Source organism: Nocardia otitidiscaviarum, assembly GCF_007362295.1.
In the GTDB taxonomy this organism is placed as follows: domain Bacteria; phylum Actinomycetota; class Actinomycetes; order Mycobacteriales; family Mycobacteriaceae; genus Nocardia; species Nocardia otitidiscaviarum.
On sequence record NZ_CP041695.1, the window covers coordinates 1,167,132 to 1,188,003 of the forward strand.

A 20,872-nucleotide genomic window follows, 5' to 3' on the forward strand; every position below is an offset into this window, starting at 1 on the left:
CCGACCCGCTGTGGGGCGGACGGGACCTCGACCCCGCGGTCGATACCGCCGAGACGCTCGACCAGGTGCGTGTCGAGCTGCCCGAGGCGGTCACGCACACCCTGCTGACCACGGTCCCGACCGTATTCCACGGCGGCGTCAACGACGGGCTGCTCGCCGGTCTGGCCGTGGCCGTGCGACTCTGGCTGGCGCGCCGCGGCATCGACGAACCGACGGTGCTGGTGCGGCTGGAAGGGCACGGGCGCGAGGAACAGGTGGTGCCCGGCGCGGACCTGTCCCGCACCGTGGGCTGGTTCACCTCGATGTTCCCGGTGCGCTTCGATCTGACCGGCGTCGACCTCGCGGACGTCGCCACGGTGGTGCGGTCGGTGAAGGAGACCCTGCGCGCCCTCCCGGACAAGGGCATCGGCTACGGCCTGCTGCGCTATCTCAATCCCGACACCGCCGCCCGACTGCCCGATCGCATGCCCGGACGGATCGGCTTCAACTATCTGGGCCGCGTCTCCGCCGCCGACACCGGCGACAGCGAAGTGCACGGCGGACTGGGCGAGCTCGATGCCGCACCGGATCCCGATATGCCGGTGACGGTGGCGGTGGACATCAGCGCGATCGCCATCGACGATCGGCTGCGGGCCAGCTTCCGCTTCCCGCGTACGCTGCTCGATCGGTCCGAGGTCGAGGAGTTCGCACAGCTGTGGTCGCAGGCATTGACCGCGATCGCCGAGTGTGCCGAAACGCCCGGTGCGGGTGGGCATTCGCCGTCCGACTTCGAGCTGGTGCGGCTCACGCAATCGGAGATCGACGCGTTGGAGGTCGCGTACCCGTCCCTGGGTGATATCTGGCCGGTGACTCCGTTGCAGGCCGGACTGCTGTTCCATGCCCACCTGGTCGACGCCGACGCGGACGCCTATGTCGCACAGCTGATGCTGCGACTGTCCGGTGATCTGGACGTCGACCGGCTGCGCCGCGCGGCGGCCACGCTGCTGGCCCGCCACGACGGCCTGCGCACCGCGTTCCACACCACCGACAGCGGCAGCACCGTGGCGGTGCTCCGCGACGACGTCGAACTGCCGTGGCGGGTGGTGGATCTCACCGACGATCCCGATCCGGACACCGCGCTGGCGCGGTTGGCCGCGACGGAGAAGGCGGCCCCCTTCGACCTCACCGCCGCACCGCTGCTGCGGTGCACGGTCGCCGCACTCCCCGCCGACCGCTGGGCGCTGGTGCTGACCAACCACCATGTGATCCTCGACGGCTGGTCCTGGCCGCTACTGCTCACCGATCTGTTCGGCCACTACGCCGATGCGCCGGGAACGCCGTCCGGTTCGTACCGTGACTTCCTCGTCTGGTTGGCGGCCCGGGACCGGGACGCGGCCCGCGCCGCCTGGACCGCCGCGCTCGACGGCGCCGAACCCACCCTTCTCGCCGCCGGGGCCACCCTCGGCACCGGCCCGCTCGCGGTGGCCGATCACGCGATCACGCTGGACGACAGCGAAACCCGCGACCTGCTGGCCGCCGCCGCGGCGGCGGGCGTGACCGTCAATACCGTGCTCCAGTCGGCCTGGGCGATCATGATCGCACGGTGGAGCGGACGCACCGACGTGGTCTTCGGGGCCACGGTCTCCGGGCGTCCCGGCGACCTGCCCGCCGCCGAGCGCACCATCGGCCTGTTCATCAATACGATTCCGACCCGGGTTCGCCTGCGCCCCGACGAATCCGTGGCCCAGCTCTGGGCTCGCATGCACCAGGAACAGGCGGCGCTGCTCGACCACCACCATGTCGGCCTGCGCGAGATTCACGCGCTCACCGGGCAGGACAGTCTGTTCGACACCCTCATGGTGCTGGAGTCGTACCCGGTGGACGCCGACGGCATCGAACACAGCATCGGCGACGGCGGCCTCACCGTCGAGCGCATCGTCGCCGACGACGCCACTCACTACCCGCTGACCTGCACTGCCACCGTCCAGGACACTCTGCGCCTGCGAATCCAGTACCACACGGCGATTTTCGACGCCGACACCGTCGCCGAGTTCACCCGGCAACTGCGGTGGGTGCTGCATATCATCGGCACCGAGACCGCCGCCACGGTGCGCGACATCGACCCGCTGCCGGAGCGGGAGCGTCAGCTGCCGCCGTGCGCCGGGGACGACGTCCACGCCGGGGCGGGCACTCCGCTGCCGGCCCTGCTGGCGGCGGCCGTGGCGAGCAATCCGGACGGTGCGGCGCTGGTGGACGGCGATCGCACCCTCACCTACCGGCAGCTGGACGAGCAGGCGAATCGCCTGGCACGCTTCCTGATCGGCCGCGGCGTCGGCCCCGAGTCGGTGGTGGCGGTGGGCGTGCCCCGTTCCCTGGACTGGGTGCTGGCGGTCTGGGCGGTCGCCAAGACCGGCGCGGCCTTCCTGTCCGTGGACCCGGGCCACCCGATCGACCGCAATCGCTACATCTGCGCCGATTCCCGGGTGCGGGTCGGTCTCACCGTGACCGCGCACACCGCCGACCTCCCGGTGGACGGGGTGTCGTGGCTGGTCCTCGACGCGACCGCCACCTCGGACGAGATCGCGGCGTGCGCGCCCGCACCGGTGACGGCCGCGGACCGCGGTGCGGTGCGACCGTCCACCACGGCCTATGTGGTCTACACCTCCGGTTCGACGGGCCGCCCGAAGGGGGTGGAGGTCACCCATGCCGGACTGGCGAACCTGGTGGCCGACCACCGGAACCGCGTTGCCGTCGACCCGGATTCGCGCGTGCTGGCGGTCGCGGCGCGCACCTTCGACGCGGCCGTGCTGGAACTGCTGCTCGCGGTCTCCGGCGGCGCCGCGCTGGTCGTCGCGCCCGAGCAGACCTACGGCGGCCCGCCGTTGGCGGACCTGCTGCGGTCGCGGCGCATCACCCACGCGTTCCTCACGCCCGCGGTGGCGCTGTCGATGGACGCCGACGGACTCGACGCGCTGCGGGTCGTGCTGACCGGCGGCGACCGCTGCCCACCGCAGTTGGTGGCGCGGTGGTCGCGCACCGACCCGGCCCGGCGGCGGCGCGTGCACAACCTGTACGGTCCGGCGGAGGCCACCATCTGGGTGACCGGGAGCCGCGAGTTGCGCGCGGATGCGCCGATCACGGTGGGCGCGAACATCACCGGCATGTCGGTGGCTGTCCTGGACACCTGGCTGCGGCCCGTGCCCGCGGGCGTGGTCGGTGAACTCTACGTCTCGGGACCCGGCCTGGCGCGCGGCTATCGGGGCCGCGCGGGCCTCACCGCGACCCGGTTCGTGGCCGACCCGCACGGGCGGCCCGGGCAGCGCATGTACCGCACCGGCGACCTGGTGCGCTGGATCACCGGCGAATCGGGTTCCGGTGCCGGGGAACTGGAGTTCGTCGGGCGTTCCGACTTCCAGGTCAAGGTGCGTGGTCAGCGCCTGGAACTCGGTGAGGTCGAATCCGCGCTGACCGAAGTGGCGGGGGTGGGGCAGGCCGTCGCGATGGTGCACCATCCGGCGGGCGACGCCGCCGCGCCGCGGCTGGTGGCCTATGTCGCGGCCGCGCCCGGCAGCGTCCTCGACCCTTCCGGCGTGCGCGAATCGGTGGCCCGGCGGCTGCCCGCGTTCCTGGTGCCGGATGTGGTGACCGTGCTCGACGAACTGCCGTTGAACAGCAGCGGCAAGGTCGACCGCCGGGCCCTGCCCGAACCCGCTCTCGCGCAACGAGATTACCGCGCGCCCGCCGGCGCGACCGAGCGGATCATCGCCGAGGTGTTCGCCGACGTGCTCGGGACCGACCGGGTCGGCGTGGACGACGACTTCTTCGTTTTGGGCGGCGATTCCATCGTCTCCATCCAGGTCGTGGCGAAAGCCAGGGCACGGGGCGTGGTGTTCGGTCCACGGGAGGTGTTCGAGCAGCGGACCGCGGCCCGTCTCGCGACGGTCGCCCGGACCGCCGCGGACGCGGCAGCCGCCGCGACCGAGCTGCCCGGCGGCGGAGTGGGCGAGCTGCCCCTGCTGCCGATCGCCCGCTGGATGGTGGAGTGGGGCAGGGGTTTCCAGCGTTTCGACCAGCACGTGGTGTTGCGGCTCCCGGCCGGTGTCCACGAATCGGACCTGCTCGCGGCCGTCGGCGCAGTGCTGGAGCGGCACGACGCGCTTCGCTCGACGCTGCGCCACGACGGATCGGGGGAGTGGTCCCTGCATATCGCCGCGGCCGATGCGGTGAACGCGGCGACGGTACTGCACCGGCGTGCGCTCGACCCGGCCGTCGACGTCGACTCCGAACGAGGCCGCCGGACCGTCACCCATATCGCCGCGGTGGAACTGGATTCGGCGCTGCGGCGCTTGGATCCGAGCACCGGCGACATGGTGCGAATGGTCTGGCTCGCGCCCGCCGACGGCGCACCCGGATGGCTGCTGATCGTGGCGCACCATCTCGTCGTCGACGGCGTGTCCTGGCGAATCCTGGTGCCGGACCTGCTCGCGGCCCTGGCCCAGGCCACCGCCGGCAGCGCGCCGACCCTGCCGCCGGTGGGCACCTCCCTGCGGCGCTGGGCCCACGGCCTGGTGACCGCCGCCGGCGAGGCGTCCCGCACGGCCGAACTACTCGTCTGGCACGCCATGGTGACCGGTCCGGACCCGCTGTGGGGCGGGCGCGACCTGGATTCGGGGATCGATACCGTCGAAGTACTGGACCAGGTCGGCATCGAACTGCCCGAGTCGGTCACCCGCGCACTGCTGTCGACGGTGCCGACCGTCTTCCACGGCAGCGTCAACGACGGACTACTGGCGAGTCTGGCCGCGGCCGTGCGCATCTGGCGTCACCGGCGCGGCATCGCGGAGCCGTCGGTGCTGGTGCGACTGGAGGGGCACGGACGCGAGGAGCAGGTCGTGCCCGGTGCGGACCTGTCGCGCACGGTCGGCTGGTTCACCTCCATGTTCCCGGTACGCCTCGATACGACCGGGCTCGACCCGGACGGGCCGCTCACCGGCAGCGCCGGTACGGCCGCACTGGTGCGGTCGGTGAAGGAGACTCTGCGCGCCCTCCCGGACAAGGGCATCGGCTACGGCCTGCTGCGGTACCTCAATCCCGAGACCGCCGCCCAGCTGCCGGATCGGATGCCGGGCCGCATCGCCTTCAACTACCTCGGCCGGATCTCCGATACCGGCGACGACGAGATCCACGGCGGGCTGGGCGAACTCGCGGTGGCACCCGATCCCGAGACACCGGTGACGGTGGCCCTGGACATCAGTGCGATCGCGGTGGGCGACCGACTGCGGGGGAGCATTCGGTTCCCGCGTACGCTGCTCGACCGGTCCGAGGTCGAGGAGTTGGCGCAGTTGTGGTCGGGGGCGTTGACCGCGATCGCCGAGTACGCCGAACTGCCCGGTGCGGGTGGACATTCGCCGTCCGACTTCGATCTGGTGCGGTTGACGCAAGCCGAGATCGATGGGTTGGAGCGGGCGTATCCGGCGCTGAGCGATATCTGGCCGGTGACTCCGTTGCAGGCCGGGCTGCTGTTCCACGCCCGATGGGCCGCCGCCGACGATCTGTACGCCTCACAGGTGCTGCTGCGACTGTTCGGCGACCTGGACGTCGACCGGCTGCGCCGGGCGGGGGCGGTGGTTCTGGAACGTCACCCGAGCCTGCGCAGCGCGTTCGCCAGCGGCCGCGACGGCACCACCGTGGCCGTGATCTGCGATGACGCCGAAATACCGTGGGAATTCGTGGATCTCACCGACGCGACCGATAGCGAGGCGGCGCTTGCGGAGCTGGCCGCCGCCGAGAAGGGCCGGCGCTTCGATCTCGCGGCGGCCCCGCTGCTGCGCTGCACCGTCGTCGCAACGGGCCCCGAGCGGTGGGCCCTGATCCTGACCAACCACCATGCGATTCTCGACGGCTGGTCCTGCCCGCTGCTGCTCACCGAGCTGTTCGCCGCGTATCTGGGCGAGGACGCGCCGACGGCTCCCGGCTCGTATCGAGATTTCCTGGCCTGGCTGGCGACCCGGGACCGGGACGCGGCCCGCGCCGCCTGGGCTCGCGCGCTGGACGGCGTCGAACCCACCCTGATCGCCGGTGCCACCGCCGACACCGGGATCGTCGCCGACCACTGGATCACCGTCGCGGACAACGAAACCCGAGAGCTGACCGCCGCGGCCGCCGCCGCGGGCGTCACCCTCAACACTATCCTCCAGTCGGTGTGGGCCGTGCTGATCGCGCGGCTCACCGGACGCGGCGATGTGGTGTTCGGTACGACGGTGTCGGGTCGTCCCGGTGAGCTGCCCGGTGCCGACCGCGCCATCGGCCTGTTCATCAATACGGTGCCGACCCGGGTGCGACTGCGCCCGGCCGAGCCGGTCGCCCGGCTGTGGACCCGCGTACACGACGAACAGGCGGCCCTGCTCGACCATCAGCACCTGGGGCTCACCGAGATTCACGCGCTCGCCGGCAGCGACGCCCTGTTCGACACCGTCATGGTGCTGGAGTCCTACCCGGTCGACGTCGACGCCGTGCGTCGGCTCACCGGTCCGGGCGCCGTCGCCGTCACCGGCGTGAGCGCCGCCGACTCCACCCACTATCCGCTCACCTGCAGTGTCATCGCACAGGACGGCCTGCGGATTCGATTGCAGTACCGTCCGGACGTGCTGGACGAGACCGCCGTCACGGCGTTCGCCACCCGGCTGCACGAGACCCTGCGCACGGTCGCCCGTGCCCCGGAGACGCCGGTACGTGCCCTCGGCCTGCCGTCGCCCGCCGAGCACGATCGGCTCGTCCGCGACTGGGGACGCCGCGGCAACCCGGCCACGGCCGCCGTGACCATGCCGGACCTACTGGCGGCGGCGGTGAACCGCAATCCCGACGGCGCCGCGGTCACCGACGGCCATCGGACCCTCACGTACCGCGAACTCGACCGGCACTCGAATCGATTGGCGCACTACCTGATCGGCCAGGGCGTCGGCCCCGAGTCGGTTATCGCCATCGGCCTGCCGCGCTCCCCGGAATGGGTGCTGGCGGTCTGGGCCATCGCCAAGGCCGGTGCCGCGTTCCTCTCGCTGGACCCCGGCCACCCGCTCGACCGCAATCGGTTCGTCTGCACGGATTCCGCTGTGCGCATCGGGATCACGACCGAAGGCCATGCGGCGGCACTGCCGCGCGACGGCGTGGCCTGGCTGGTGCTGGACCACCCGGGCAGCGCGGACGCGATCGCGGCGTGCGCGCCCACACCGGTCACCGACGCCGAACGCCACCGCGGCATTCGGCTCGGCAATACCGCCTACCTCATCTACACCTCCGGATCCACCGGACGCCCCAAGGGTGTGCAGGTCACCCATGCCGGACTCGCGGCCCTGGCCGCCGCGCAGCTCCGTGACCACGAGGTACGGCCCGATTCGCGGGTGCTGGCGGTCGCCGCGCGGACCTTCGACGCGGCCGTCCTCGAATTCCTGTCGGCGGTCTCGGGCGGCGCGCTGCTGGTGATCGCACCCGACGACGTGTACGGCGGCCCGGCGCTGGCCGCGCTGCTGCGCACCGCGCGCATCACGCACGCGTTCATGACGCCCGCGGTGGCGCTGACCGTGGAAACGGAGGGTCTGGATGAGCTGCGCATGGTCATGACCGGCGGTGATCGCTGTGCGCCACAGTTGGTTTCGCGCTGGTCGCGCACCGATACCGCGGGTCGGCGCACGGTGCGCAATCTGTACGGTCCGGCCGAGGCGACCGTCTGGGTGACGGGCGCCGAACTGACACCCGGTCGCCCGGTGGTGATCGGCGGGCCGATCCCGGGCATGGGTGTGGTGGTGCTGGATTCGTGGTTGCGGCCGGTGCCCGCCGGGGTGGCGGGTGAACTGTACGTCTCCGGACCCGGTGTGGCGCGGGGCTACCGAGGCCGTGCGAGCCTGACCGCCGCGCGCTTCGTCGCCGACCCGTTCGGAACGGCGGGGGAGCGTCTCTACCGCACCGGCGACCTGGTGCGGTGGCTGCCGGACACGGAATCCGGCTCCGGCGTACTGGAATTCGTGGGCCGGGTCGACTTCCAGGTGAAGGTGCGCGGTCAGCGGATGGAGCCCGGTGAGGTCGAAAGCGCCCTCACCGAGCTGGCGGACGTCGAACAGGCCGCCGTCGTCGTGCACACCCCGAACGGCGGTGCCGGTGCGCGCCTGGTGGCCTACGTGGTCGCCGCGCCGGGACACCGGCCCGACCCGGCGACGGTGCGGCGCGCGCTGGGTCGGCGCCTGCCCGGCTATATGGTGCCGGACGCGGTCACGGTGCTGGATCGGCTGCCGGTCACGGTGCACGGCAAGGTCGACAAGGCGGCCCTGCCCGAACCGGTGTGGCAGCGGGCGGAGTACCGCGCGCCGGTCACCCGCACCGAAGAGCTGGTGGCCCGCGTGTTCGCGGCCGTGCTCGAGGCCGAGCGGATCGGCCGCCACGACGACTTCTTCGCCCTGGGCGGCAATTCGCTGTCGGCGACCCGGCTGTCGGCGCGACTGGCCGACGAGACCGGTCTCGGCGTCGGCGTACGCGACGTGTTCGAGCGGCCGGTGGTCGCGGAGCTGGCGGCGCTGCTCGACACCCGCACCAGCGCTGCGACGGTGGACGTGCCGCGGATCGCCGCGCGGGTGCGGCCGGAGCGGGTGCCGCTGTCGTTCGCGCAGCAGCGCATGTGGTTCGTCAACCGGTACGCCCCCGAATCCGCGGCCTACAGCATCCCGTTGGCACTGCGGCTGTCCGGCGCGGTGCGCGTGCCGGCGCTCGCGGCCGCCGTCCGGGATGTGCTGGGCCGCCACGAGGTGCTGCGCACGCGGTACCCGGATGTGGACGGTGTGCCGTTCCAAGTGGTCGTCCCGGTCGAGGAGTTGCCCGCCGTGGCGGAGATCGACCTGACGCCGCGGCCGGTGGAACCCACCGCCGTGACCGCCGCGGTCGCCGCCGCGGCATCGGTGGGATTCGATGTGGGGCAGCGGGTTCCGCTGCGGGTGCGACTGCTGTCGACCGGTCCCGAGGAGTACGTGCTGGTGTGGGTCGTGCACCATATCGCCGCGGACGGCTTCTCCATGGCTCCGCTGGCGCGAGACCTGGCCACCGCCTACGCCGCGCGCTGCGCCGGGCGGCCGCCGGAGTGGGCCCCGCTGCCGGTGCAGTACGCCGACTACACCCTGTGGCAGCGCGAATCGCTGGGCACGGCGGACGACCCGGACGCACCGCTGTCGCGGCAACTCGACTTCTGGACCGAGCGGCTGCGCGGTCTGCCGGAGGTCCTGGAGCTGCCCGTCGATCGCCCGCGCCCGGCCGTGGCCTCCCATCGGGGAGCCACCCATCGGTTCACCGTGGACCCGGCGGTGGTCACCGCTCTGCGGGAGCTGGCGCGCACGCGCGGGGTGACCATGTTCATGGTGTTCCACGCGGCCTTGGCGGTGCTGCTGGCGCGGTTGTCGAACAGTGCCGACATCGCCGTGGGCACACCGGTCGCGGGGCGCGGCGCGGCCGAACTCGACGATCTGGTGGGCATGTTCGTCAATACGCTCGTGCTGCGCACCCGCGTGGACGAGTCGGTGCCCTTCACCGAACTGTTGTCCGAGGTTCGCGGCGTCGACCTGGATGCCTTCGCACACGCGGAGATTCCCTTCGAACAGGTGGTGGAGGCGCTGGATCCGCCTCGGACCCAGGCCCACCACCCGCTGTTCCAGGTGATGCTGGCCTTCCAGAACCTCGATCCGGCCGGGGTGGAGTTGCCGGAGGTGTCGGTGACGCCCGTCGGGACCGACACCGGCATCGAACGTTTCGACCTGACCTTCACCCTGACCGATATCGCCGACGCCGACGGCGCGCTCGGAGTGCACATCGGCTACGCCACCGACCTCTTCGACGCGCGGACGGTCGCCGACGTCGCCGAACGCCTGCTGCGGGTGCTACGCGCCATCACCGCGAATCCCGCCGTGCCCGTGCGGGATATCGACATCCTCGCGATCGCGGAGCGGCAGCGCCTCCTGACCGAATACGGGCACGGCCCGGACCTCGAACTCGCCACGATCACGATGCCGGAGCTGCTGGAGGCGGCCGTGGCGGGCCATCCCGAGGGCGACGCGGTCGTCGACGGTGACCGGCGACTGTCCTACCGCGAGCTGGACGAGCGCTCGAACCGGCTGGCGCGCTGCCTGATCGGGCACGGCGTCGGACCCGAAGCGGTGGTCGCCATCGGCATCGCGCGCTCACTGGACTGGGTGCTGGCCGTCTGGGCCGTCGCCAAGGCCGGTGCGGCCTTCGTGTCGGTGGATCCCGCGCACCCCGCGGAACGAAACCTGTTCGTATGCACCGATTCCGAAGCACGCTGCCTGCTCGCGGTGCACGACCTGGGCTTCGAGGTGCCCGGTGTGCCGACGATTCGTCTCGACGCGATCGACCTGACGCGGTTCGACGCGACCGCGGTATCCGATACGGATCGTCTCGGACTGCTGTTGCCGACCACGACGGCCTACGTCGTGTACACCTCGGGCTCCACCGGCCGCCCGAAGGGGGTGGCGGTCCCGCATTCCGGTCTGGCCGCCCTGGTGGCGACGGACCAGCGCGAATACGATGTCGACCCGGATTCGCGCGTAGTTGCCGTGGCGGCACGGACATTCGACGCCGCCGTGCTCGAACTGCTGCTGGCGCTGTCGGGCAGCGCCACACTGGTCGTCGCGCCCCCGGACGCGTTCGGCGGTGAGCCGCTCGCGCGGGTGCTGCGCGCACAGCGCGTCACCCACGCCTTCCTGACACCCGCAGTGGCGCTCTCGGTGGACCCGGACGGACTCGACGACCTGCGGGTGGTGCTCACCGGCGGGGACCGGTGTCCGTCCCGACTGGTGTCGCGCTGGTCGCGCACCGATACGGCGCGGCGGCGGCGCGTGCACAACCTCTACGGCCCCGCCGAAACGACGATCTGGGCGACCGCCAGCGCCGAACTGCTGCCCGACACCCCGGTCACCCTCGGTTCGGCGATCCCCGGAGCCGCGGTCACGGTGCTCGACGGCTGGCTGCGCCCGGTGCCCGCGGGCGTGGTCGGCGAGCTGTACATCTCGGGACCCGGTGTGGCACGCGGTTATCGAGGCGGCGCCGCCGCCACCGCGGCCCGGTTCGTCGCCGACCCCTACGGCCCACCCGGCGCGCGTCTGTACCGCACCGGCGACCTGGTGCGCTGGACGACCGGCGACACCTGTGCCGGGGTCGGCGGATTCGACTCGGCCGTACCCGAGTTCCGGCAAGGGCCGGGCGCCTCCGGCCCGGTTCGGCCCGGAGCGAGTCCGGGGGCAGCTGCTGAGCGCGGTGCCGCAGCCCCCGACCATGTCGGTGGACGGGGAGTGCTGACCTTCGTGGGCCGCGCCGACTTCCAGGTAAAGGTGCGCGGCCAACGGCTGGAGCTCGGCGAGGTCGAAGCGGCGCTGACCGAGCTGGACTCCATCGAGCAGGCGGCCGTCGTCGTGCACACCCCCGACGACGCCGCCGGGGCGCGCCTGGTGGCCTATGTGACGGCGCGGCCGGAGCACACCGTGGACCCGGATCGGGTGCGCCGGGAGCTGGGCCGGCGTCTGCCCGGCTATCTGGTGCCCGATACCGTCATGGCGCTCACCGCCCTGCCGATGACCGCCAGCGGCAAGGTCGACCGCCGCGCGCTGCCGGAACCGGTGCTCGCGGCACGTACCTTCCGCGCACCGGCCACCGCCACCGAGCGGCTGGTCGCGGCGGTGTTCGCCGAGGTGCTCGGGGTCGACCGGGTGGGCGCGGACGACGACTTCTTCGCACTCGGCGGGAACTCGCTCAGCGCGGTGCGGGTCGTCACGCTGCTGCGGTCCCGCACCGGCAGGCAGTTGCGGTACGGCCACCTCTTCTCCGACGCCAGCCCGGCCGCACTCGCACACGCCCTCGACAGCGGCGCGGACACCATGAACATCTCGCTCGGCGTCCTGACCCCCCTGCGCTCCACGGGCACCCGCCCGCCGCTGTTCTGTGTCCATCCCGGCGGCGGTCTGGCCTGGGTGTACGGCGCACTGGTCGGTCACCTCGAGCCGGACCGCCCCGTACACGGCCTCCAGGACCCCTACATCGTCGCCGACGAACCTCGGCTGGAATCCGTTGGCGCATACGCCGATCGGTACGTGCGCGAACTCCTCAAGCGATTCCCGGACACCACCTACCACCTGCTGGGCTGGTCCCTCGGCGGCCAGATCGCCCACGCCATGGCCGCCCGGCTGCAGGAACTCGGCCACCCGGTCGGCCTGCTCGCCCTGGTGGACGCCGGTATCACCACCGAACCCGTCGAACTGCCGGAACCGGGACCGCGCGAGGTGGCCGAGACCGTCGGCCGGATTCTCGGCGGCTGGCGAGAGGCGCTCGGCCTGTCCGACATTCCCGACATCGACCGGGTCGAGGACTTCTACGCCCTGGTCTCCGATCGGATCAGCCGCGCCGGCATCCTGACGGCACCGCAGGTGGAACGCGTCCTGGAGAGCTTCTCCCAACCGCTGCCCTACGACCCGCGCCACTTCACCGGCGACGCCCTGCTGTTCACCTCCGCCCGCGAGCCGAACCGGGACGGGTTCACCGCGACCTGGCGGCGGTACATCACCGGCCGTATCGAGGAAATCCCCGTTGACGCCTGGCATACCGGAATGTTGAGCGCCGACAAGGCAGCCGAACTCGGCCCGATCCTGCGGGCCCGGCTGTGTGCGCTCGATAACGGCTCCGCAGCAGGTCAGCCGACCGACGACCGGTTAGGTGACAATCCGATCACATAGCAACTACACAGGTAATTCTGGCGCGGAACACGGCTCGAGGCTGTTGACTATGGGTTGTGCTGATCGGCAGCACCCGCGAGTCCGAGGAGGTCGGGCCATGCACAGCGCAGCCATCGAGGTCGGAGCCGTCACGTCGGTAGGTCCGGACGGGGAGGGGCGGGCGGTGCGGGTCGCGGGGGAGGCGGTCAGCAAGCGCGGACGGCGCGAGATCAACGCCGATGCGGTCGCCACGGTGACCGATCGCCGGGTCGGGCGCACCGCGGTGGTGGTGGCGGACGGCGTCGGCGACCATCTGGGCGCGGCCCGGGCGGCCCGCATCGTGGCCCGCACGGCGGCACGGGTGGCGGTCACCGAGGGGGCGCGCGCCGGAATCCTCGCCGCCCGAACCGAACTGGAACGCGAGCTACCCGAGTCCGGCGGTGACAGCGTGCTGGCGGTCGCGGTGCTGCCCGCCGACGGTCGCCCCGACGGCCCGTGCGATATCGCCTGGGTCGGCGACTGCCGCGTCTACCGCTGGAACGGCCGTGTCCTGCACCAGATCACCACCGACCACACCGTCGCCGAATACTTCCGCCTGCGTGGCCACGAACCCCTGCCCGGGATGGGCCACCTGGTCACCACCTCCGCCCGCACCGCGCGCGCCGAGGACATCGGCCAGGCCGCCACCGGCTCCAGCACCGGCCGTTTCCTCCTCACCACCGACGGCGTCCACAAGCCCCTGGACATCGCCACCGTCAAAGCCCTGCTCACCGACCCCACCACCCCCGGCCTCACCGCCGACTCCCTGGTGGAAACCGCCCTCACCTCCGGCGGCACCGACAACGCCACCGCCCTCGTGGTGGACGTGCACGGATAGCGTCGCTCTCACCGCGTATTCCCCACCTCCGCACGGCAACAGCCCGCCGATGCTCGATCGAGGTGGATCGCACGACATTCGACGACCACCGACCACAGCGACCCGGCAACGTCGCGCGCCCGTGCGTTTCGCCCTCCCTTCGGAAGCGCCCGAGGCCCCGGATACCGCCGACCGGGCACCACACTCGCCGCGACGAGCGCGCGTCAACATCAGCGCCCACGCCAGCGCTGGCGTGGGCACCACGCGGCGACGTCGGCGCGTGGCGTGCCGCTGGTGTGGAGGTGCCGAGCGGCGATGTCAACGCGTGGGCTGGCGCTGGCGTGGGTTCCGCGTGACGACGTCGGCGCGTGGTATCCCGCGCGGCAGTATCAGAGCATGGAATATCGCTGGCGGCCGAGCATTTCGGGACGGTGGGCCCACCACTGCGGCATCCGCGCACTCTGCCCGAGCGTGCATCGACAGCGGTCGCCCCGGCGCGGAAGCGGCCCGGAGAGTAGGAGGTCTCTCCGGGCCACGGCTGTCCGTCGGGCGGTATGTCGTCCTACAGGAGGTTCGCCAAGCCGGACAGCGGTCCGGGGAGGGCCGCGAGGTGGTTCTTGATGCCCGCGGACACCGGGTTGGGGGTTTCGGCTCGGAGGCGGTCGAGTTCGGTTTGCATGGTGCGCACTGTTGATTCGTAGTGGGCGGCCACCGCGGCTGTGTCCTCGGGGTCACCGGGTTCGGTGGACCAGTCCAGGGGTGGGAGGAAGCTGACGTCGACCGTGGCGGGCAGGGGGATCTGCGGTATCACCGGGGCGATGCCGAAGGGGAGGCCGACGGTGTAGGGGAATACCTTGGCGCGGAACAGCTTGTCGAGCTGCAAGAGCTTGGCGGTGCGTTCGCCGCGGCTGAGGACGAAGATGGAATCGTGGCCGCCGTTGGCGACCGCGGGGATGACCGGCACCCCCAGTTTCAGGGCCAGCCGGATGAATCCCTTGCGCCCGGCGAAATCGATCTTGCCGCGCTCGGTCCAGGGACGGCACGCCTCCCAGTCGCCACCGGGGTACACCATGACCGCGCCGCCGTCCTTGAGTCCGGCCGCGGCCGCCTCCTGGGACGCGGGAATCACGCCGAACTGCCGCAGACTGTCACCGAGAAACGGTGCGCGCAAAAGGATTTCGTGCGCGACCCCGAAGGTCGGCTCGGTGGGGCGACGCTCCATCATGGCCATGAACGTGATCCACACCTCGGGCGCCCAGTAGATGGACGAGTGATTGCCGATGACCAGCGCCGGACCCGAGGCGGGCAGATTCTCCAGCCCGCTCACCGTCGGGGTGAAGTAACTCGTGTAGGCCCGCGCCAGGGGCAGCAGCGGGTGATTCGGATCCGGAACCTGCGTGGTGGTGCTCATGTACCCATTCCTGTCTCTCGCACTGGCGGTGGACGGGCGGCGCGAGACGGCCTGCGCCCATGCTCGAAAAGCCTCGGGCGGCATCGAATTGCCCCCGGTACATCCCCATTGATAGTCCCCGATCGGCCGCGTCCACGCGGACCGGTAGGGCGCTGCGGCGCTCCATCGTCGCCGCGCTGCGATCGATGTCCGTCACCGTCCTCCTGCCCCTCCGACGTTATCAGCCAAGCGTTTGCTTGGTAGGAAGTGTGCGGAATCCAACAGTCACGGCCACCCCCGGCGAATTCACCCGCGCCGTCCTAGGATTCCCCGGCCGTACCCCGATGCCAATCCGGCAGCCGCTCCTCGATGAACGCGGTGAGATCCTTCCCCGCCGCCTCGTTGCGCCGCACATCGGCGAGATAGGCGCGCATGGCGTCCCGCGTCTGCGGCTGCGAGGCGGCGGCGAGGAATCCGGCCCGCTCCACATGCAGTCCGGCCTCCAACCCGGCCGAACCGCCCTCGTGCACAGCGCGTTTGACGGCGGCGACGGCCACGGGGGAGCGCCGCGCCAACCGCCGCGCGGTATCGAGTGCCTCCGCGAGCAGCCGATCCGGATCGACCAGCCGGTTCACCAGCCCGATATCCCGCGCGGTGGCGGCGTCGATCGGCGCGCCCTCCAGACACAGTTCCAGCGCCCGCGCCGCCCCGAGCGAGCGGGTGAGCAGCTGGGTGCCGCCGCCGCCCGGAATCAGCCCGACCAGGATTTCCGGCTGCCCGATGCGGTACGGCCCGTCGGCCATCAGCCGGATATCGCAGGACAGGACGAGTTCGCAGCCGCCGCCCATGGCGTGGCCGTTCACCGCGGCGACGAAGACCTTGTCCGATCGCCGCATCAGGCGGCACACCTCGTGATAGCGCAGGATATCGGTGAGCCCGGCGGTCATCCCGCGCCCGAGCACCGCCTGCGCCCCGGGCAGATGGCTGGCCGCGCGCGTGGTTCGCAGTGCCGCACCGGCCAGCGCCGGACTCAGCGGCAGCGGGCTGGCCTCGGCCCCGGCGAGGATCTCGGCCACGTCGTAGTGGCTCACGAACACCCCGGGCAGCGCGCTGGTCACCACGACCGCCCGCACCGTCTCGTCGTCGGCCAGCCGGTGCAGCAGTGCTTCCAGGTCGCGCATCATCTCGCCGGTGAGAAAGTTGTAGGGCGGATTATCCAGTTCCACGGTGAGGACGGCATCGTGCTGCCGGGTGCGAATCGCGTTCATCGGCCCACGATATGGACGCCGATCCGCTCGGTGGAATACCCGTGCGGCCGGTCTTGTCGGTTGCACAATTCCCGCCGGGAATTCCGGGCAGCCTGCCGGGTCAGCGCACCGGCGGCAGCGTCCGTTCGTTCGGATCCACCCCCGTGGGCTGATTCGCGCCATTGTCGGGCACATTCGGCCGCGGCGCATTGCCCGAGCCGCGAATCTGTTGTTCGGCGGGCGGATTCACGCAGTAGTTCCAGCGGCGGAAGGTACCGTCCTGCACCACGTATTGGGGAGTCTGCTTGGTCGGGTACTGGCAGAACGGGCGCGGCCAGATGTCGACGATGGTGTAGAACTCGCCGTCGTGCGCGGGCACGCCCATGGCGGAGGTGCCGATCAGCAGCGACGGGAACAGTGCCCGCAGCGCCGGAATACGCAGCTGGGCCGCGCGGACCACGGCGCTGAGATTGGTGGCCAGGCTGGTGATGGGGTCGGCATTGCGGTCCAGCGTCCGCGCCGCCACGTCGATCATGCCCGGCGCGTCGTCGAGCAGTGCCCGGATCTCGGCGTCGGCGGCGGTGACCTGATCGATGAGTATGCGCGAATTGCGGGTCAGCGTGCCCAGATCCGGTTGGGCCTGGGAGGTGGTGGCGGCGATGGTGCGCAGGCTGGTGATGAGATTGGTGGTCTGCGGCAGCAGATTGTCCAACCCGGCCACGGCCAGGCTGATGCCGTTCACGAAGGCGCGGAACTGGTCCGGTCCGCCGCTGAGCGCGATATCGAGTTCGTCCAGGATGACGGCGAACTTGTCCGGATCGATCTGGGCGATGAGCTCGCTGGAGTCGATCAGGACCTCCGAGAGCGGCACCGGGGTGGAGGTGCGGGCGGCGTCGAACGGCACTACCGCACCGTCGTCGAGGTAGGGACCCCGGTCGGTATTGGGCACGAAGTCGATGTACTGCTCCCCGGCGGCGGACAGCGCGTGCACCTGGACGGCCGTATCCTTCGGAATCCGGTATCGGTTGTCGACTTCCGCGCGCACCGCCACCGCGGCACCGGCGTCGGTGAGTTCGACGGCCGCGATCTCGCCGATCCGGTAGCCCCGCCAGGTGACATTGTTACCCGCCTGCAAACCGCCCGACCGGTCCAATTGGATGGTCACCGTGTACGTCGATCCGGGTGGTCGCACCCGCATCACGTCGAACAGCAGATAACCGCCTCCGACCAGCACTCCGAGCGCGAGGGTGAGACCGCTGGCCAGAAACCTGTGACGCTGGGGATTGCTCACGAGCCACCTTTGCCGCCGGGTACCGGAACACTGCAACAGTTAACTCTTGGCGAAAACTCGCCCATAGTAGCGGGTCCGCGTGCGCCGATTGCGTGATTGCGACACGACCCACGCGTCATGTGACGACACGCCGGTGTGGTGGGGTACTCTTCGCGCAGCTAATGGACGGCAACCGAGGTTCGGGGGCCGGAAGTGTGCTGGGGAAAGGGAGATTCGATGATCGCCCGCCGCGTGTGGTTGGCCGGTGTCGCAGGTGCATGTGCGGTACTGGCGTCGGGATGTGCCCATCGGGACGACACCACCACCGAGGCGTTCGGTGCGGAACCGGCCGCGACGGACGCGTCGAACGCGCAGCGCAGTGTCTTCGTCACCGAGTGCGGGGGCACGGCGGCCGGGTGGCGGGCCGCCGGGGTGGTGAGCAACCGCGATGACGTCGAGCACCGCTACGCGGTCGTGGTCAGCTTCGTCACGCCGGAGTCGACCGTACTGGAGCGCACCCGCACCGAGGTGCTGGTGCAGCCGGGGGCGACGGAGAACTTCACCACCGAAACTCGGCTCGATCCGGTGCGGCGGCCGGACACCGTGGCGTGCGTGCTGCGGGATGTGGAACAGCTCTGAACTCGAATTACCGGTTGCCGGGAGGCTGCTCCGGGCTCGGGCCAAACCCGCCCGGCGGGGGTCGCGCAGCGCTTAGGATCAGCAGCGGGCCGAACTCTCCGTTGTGGATTTGTCGGTGCCATGGTGCATGCTCTTGGGCACGCAAGTGTCCACCACCGCTCGGAGTGCCCCATGTCGTCCCGCCGCACCAAGCCACAGCCCTTGTCGGATAGCGAGATTCGGCAGATCGCCACGGATATCGAGGCCGGCCGTCCGCCGATGGTGTGGTTCACGGCCGCGGCGGTCGGGGTGCCGGAGGGGCGGTCCGGGAAGGTGCTCGCACTCGGCGATCCCTCCGAGGGCGATTTCCTACAGATAAAACCGACCGGCTCGAAAGATGTGATGGCCTTCGGCCCCACCGAGGTCACCCTGATCAAACCGGCCCGGCCCCAGAAGGACGCCGCGGCCGGGAAGAAGGCGACCGCGGCCAAGGCCGCGGCCGCCGCGACAACGACCGACGCGAAACCGCCTGTAGCGAAACCGACAACGGCAACCAGGAAGGATTCCACTGTGACGATGTCGTCGCCCGCGACCATGCCATCGGCCCAGCCGAGCGCATCGCCCACGCCCGATCCCGCAGCGGCGCAGCCCGGCTCGGGGCCGGAGCCCGCGGGCACCGCCGCCACCTCCAACAACGACACGGGCAAGGCGGCCAAGCCCGCCGGGTCCCGCCCCGCCCGCAATGCCGCCGCCGCATCCCGCAAGGCCAAGGCCCCGGAGGTGACCGTCACCCTCTCCGGCACCGCCGACGGTGAATGGACCCTCGATGTCGTCAACGGCAAGAAGCGCACCATTCGCGGTCTCTCGGTGCCGAGTTCGTCGGTAGCGCAGGCGGCCAAGATCCTGCACCCGGAGGTGGCCGAGGTGGTCGACTCCGTACTCGAGGCGGTGCGCGGCGCCCAGCGCGCCAAGGTGGAACAGTTGCAGGCCGAACTGGAGAACGCCCGCCGCCTGCTCGACGAGCTCGGCAGCAACTGACCCGCCGTCCCGCCCGGTCCGTCGCGCCGCCGCGCGACCGGCTGGGCGGGGTCGCTCAGACCGCCGTCTCCCGCTGCCAGGCCGGTGGATCGGCGGGCTGGACCGGGGGCGCCTCGTCCTGGAACACGTAGCCGAGCGAGAACTCCTTGGCCTGGTACATGGCCGAATCCGCCTCGCGCAGTAGGTCGTACACGGTGGTGTCACTGCCCCGTCCGCCGCTGCACGCGACACCGATACTGGCCGCGATCCGCACCTCCGCCGCACTGAGCTCGAACGGCTCACCGAGCGCGGCCAGCAGCCGCTCCGCCAGCAGGGTGGCCTGCTGCCGTCCCACCGGAGTGAGCACCACGAATTCGTCACCGCCGTAGCGGGCGGCGGCGTCGTCGCGCCGGATGATGCGCCGAATCCGCGCCGCCGCATTGGCGATCAACTCGTCACCCACCGCGTGCCCGTAGTTGTCGTTGACCCGTTTGAACCCGTCCAGGTCGATGAACAGCAGCGCCAGCGGCGCCTCACCCCAGTGCTCGCGATTGCGGTGCAGCGCCCGCAGCAGTGCCGCGCGATTGAGCAGCCCGGTCAGCATGTCGTGATCGGCCTGATACTGCGCCCGCCGCTCACTGCGCGCGCTGCGTTCGATGGCACGCTCACTGCGCAGCAGCATTCCGGCCAGCAGCAGCGCGAACAGCGACGACACCACCAGCCGGTCCACCGGATCCAGGCTCGAACCCACCACCGGCACCAGTGACGCCACGATGAGCACGATGGCGATGATGCTGGCCCGCTGCCGTGACCGGTGCGACAGGATTCGCCGCGGTTCCCCGAGCGTGACCATGGTGGGGTGCAGGGCCGCCACCCCGATCAGCGTGTACGCCAGTTGCAGTGGCACCAGCAGGATCTCGTGCTCGATCACCGCCGATCCGGCCGTCTCCAGGTTGTAGCCCAGATCGCCCGCCAGAATGATCAGCATGGCCAGGTGCACCAGACGCAGGGAGTATTCCGAACGCGCCGAGGTCACCACCGAATGCGCGACCACGGTCAGCAGGAGCGCGTCCACCACCGGGTAGGTGGCGGCGGTCAGCGTGGTGAACGAGATCCGCTCGGCCGCGTGCAGGATCGGCGAGATGAGGAAGGTCCACGAGGCCAGCAGCGCGCCCAATCCGATGAGCGCGGAATCCAGCAGCAGATCGTGATCGGTGCTGCGCTTGCGGGGCCGCAGCCACAGCACCGCCGCCGCGCCGATACCGCAGTATCCGGTGAGCGTGAACAGGTCGTCGAACGGATGCGTCTGCGAGTGTGTGACATCCCGCAGTACCGTCCCGATGGTGAACTGCACGGCGGAGATCGAGAGCAGATACCACGGCAACGGCTGCGGAGGTGCGTAGCGGCGCAGCCCCACCCCGATCATGGTCACGCTGGCGATGACGGAAACGCTGAGCGTGAACACGCCGAAGGAGCGGGAAGCCAGGAGCAGCAGCAGGGTCAGCAGGCAGAGCAGAAATCCGAACAGCACGGTGCGCCAACAGGATCCGAATAGTCGACCGGACCTCTCCGTTGGCCCTGCCTCCCTGCCCACCAGCCGCCCCCTTTGTCCGCTCCGTCCCCGATGAAGCCGCCACTTCATCGTAGGTCCGCGATTCCTCCGCCATGAGGTCACCCGGTGCGCACTGGGCGCGGCTCGTTGGGGGTGAGGTGAACCCCGTGTACGGCCATACGGTCCCGGGT

General features: G+C 71.0%; 8 protein-coding genes (1 of these 8 running past the window's edge). 4 read left to right on the forward strand and 4 right to left on the reverse strand.

Annotated elements, in window-relative coordinates; translation table 11 throughout:
• Nucleotides 1-12,752, forward strand: the 3' end of a protein-coding gene (locus FOH10_RS04770; RefSeq protein ID WP_143979776.1) for a non-ribosomal peptide synthase/polyketide synthase. It extends 15,796 nt beyond the left edge of the window; only the last 12,752 of its 28,548 coding nucleotides appear in the window; its start codon lies beyond the left edge, outside the window; its stop codon occupies nucleotides 12,750-12,752.
• A 97-nt stretch (nucleotides 12,753-12,849) separates the two neighbouring features.
• Nucleotides 12,850-13,608, forward strand: coding sequence for a PP2C family protein-serine/threonine phosphatase (locus FOH10_RS04775; protein WP_143979777.1), 759 nt, complete (start codon nucleotides 12,850-12,852; stop codon nucleotides 13,606-13,608).
• Between the two features lie 541 nt (nucleotides 13,609-14,149).
• Here the strand turns inward: FOH10_RS04775 and FOH10_RS04780 are convergent.
• From FOH10_RS04780 to FOH10_RS04790, 3 genes are all read right to left on the reverse strand, one after another.
• The gene (locus FOH10_RS04780) at nucleotides 14,150-14,998 is read right to left on the reverse strand and encodes a lysophospholipid acyltransferase family protein (RefSeq protein ID WP_186000721.1); all 849 of its coding nucleotides are present in this window, start codon (nucleotides 14,996-14,998) and stop codon (nucleotides 14,150-14,152) included.
• 299 nt (nucleotides 14,999-15,297) lie between these two features.
• Nucleotides 15,298-16,245, reverse strand: a complete 948-nt coding sequence (locus tag FOH10_RS04785; RefSeq protein WP_143979779.1) for an enoyl-CoA hydratase/isomerase family protein — start codon at nucleotides 16,243-16,245, stop codon at nucleotides 15,298-15,300.
• A gap of 100 nt (nucleotides 16,246-16,345) precedes the next feature.
• Complete coding sequence (locus tag FOH10_RS04790; protein ID WP_143979780.1) at nucleotides 16,346-17,515, reverse strand: MCE family protein; 1,170 nt, start codon at nucleotides 17,513-17,515, stop codon at nucleotides 16,346-16,348.
• A gap of 216 nt (nucleotides 17,516-17,731) precedes the next feature.
• Between FOH10_RS04790 and FOH10_RS04795 the strand changes: the two genes are divergently transcribed.
• Nucleotides 17,732-18,133, forward strand: coding sequence for a hypothetical protein (locus FOH10_RS04795; protein ID WP_143979781.1), 402 nt, complete (start codon nucleotides 17,732-17,734; stop codon nucleotides 18,131-18,133).
• Between the two features lie 171 nt (nucleotides 18,134-18,304).
• Complete coding sequence (locus tag FOH10_RS04800; protein WP_143979782.1) at nucleotides 18,305-19,150, forward strand: DUF6319 family protein; 846 nt, start codon at nucleotides 18,305-18,307, stop codon at nucleotides 19,148-19,150.
• Nucleotides 19,151-19,205: 55 nt separating this feature from the next.
• Here the strand turns inward: FOH10_RS04800 and FOH10_RS04805 are convergent, their stop codons facing one another.
• Nucleotides 19,206-20,660, reverse strand: a complete 1,455-nt coding sequence (locus FOH10_RS04805) for a GGDEF domain-containing protein (protein ID WP_244961622.1) — start codon at nucleotides 20,658-20,660, stop codon at nucleotides 19,206-19,208.
• Nucleotides 20,661-20,872: the final 212 nt, after the last annotated feature.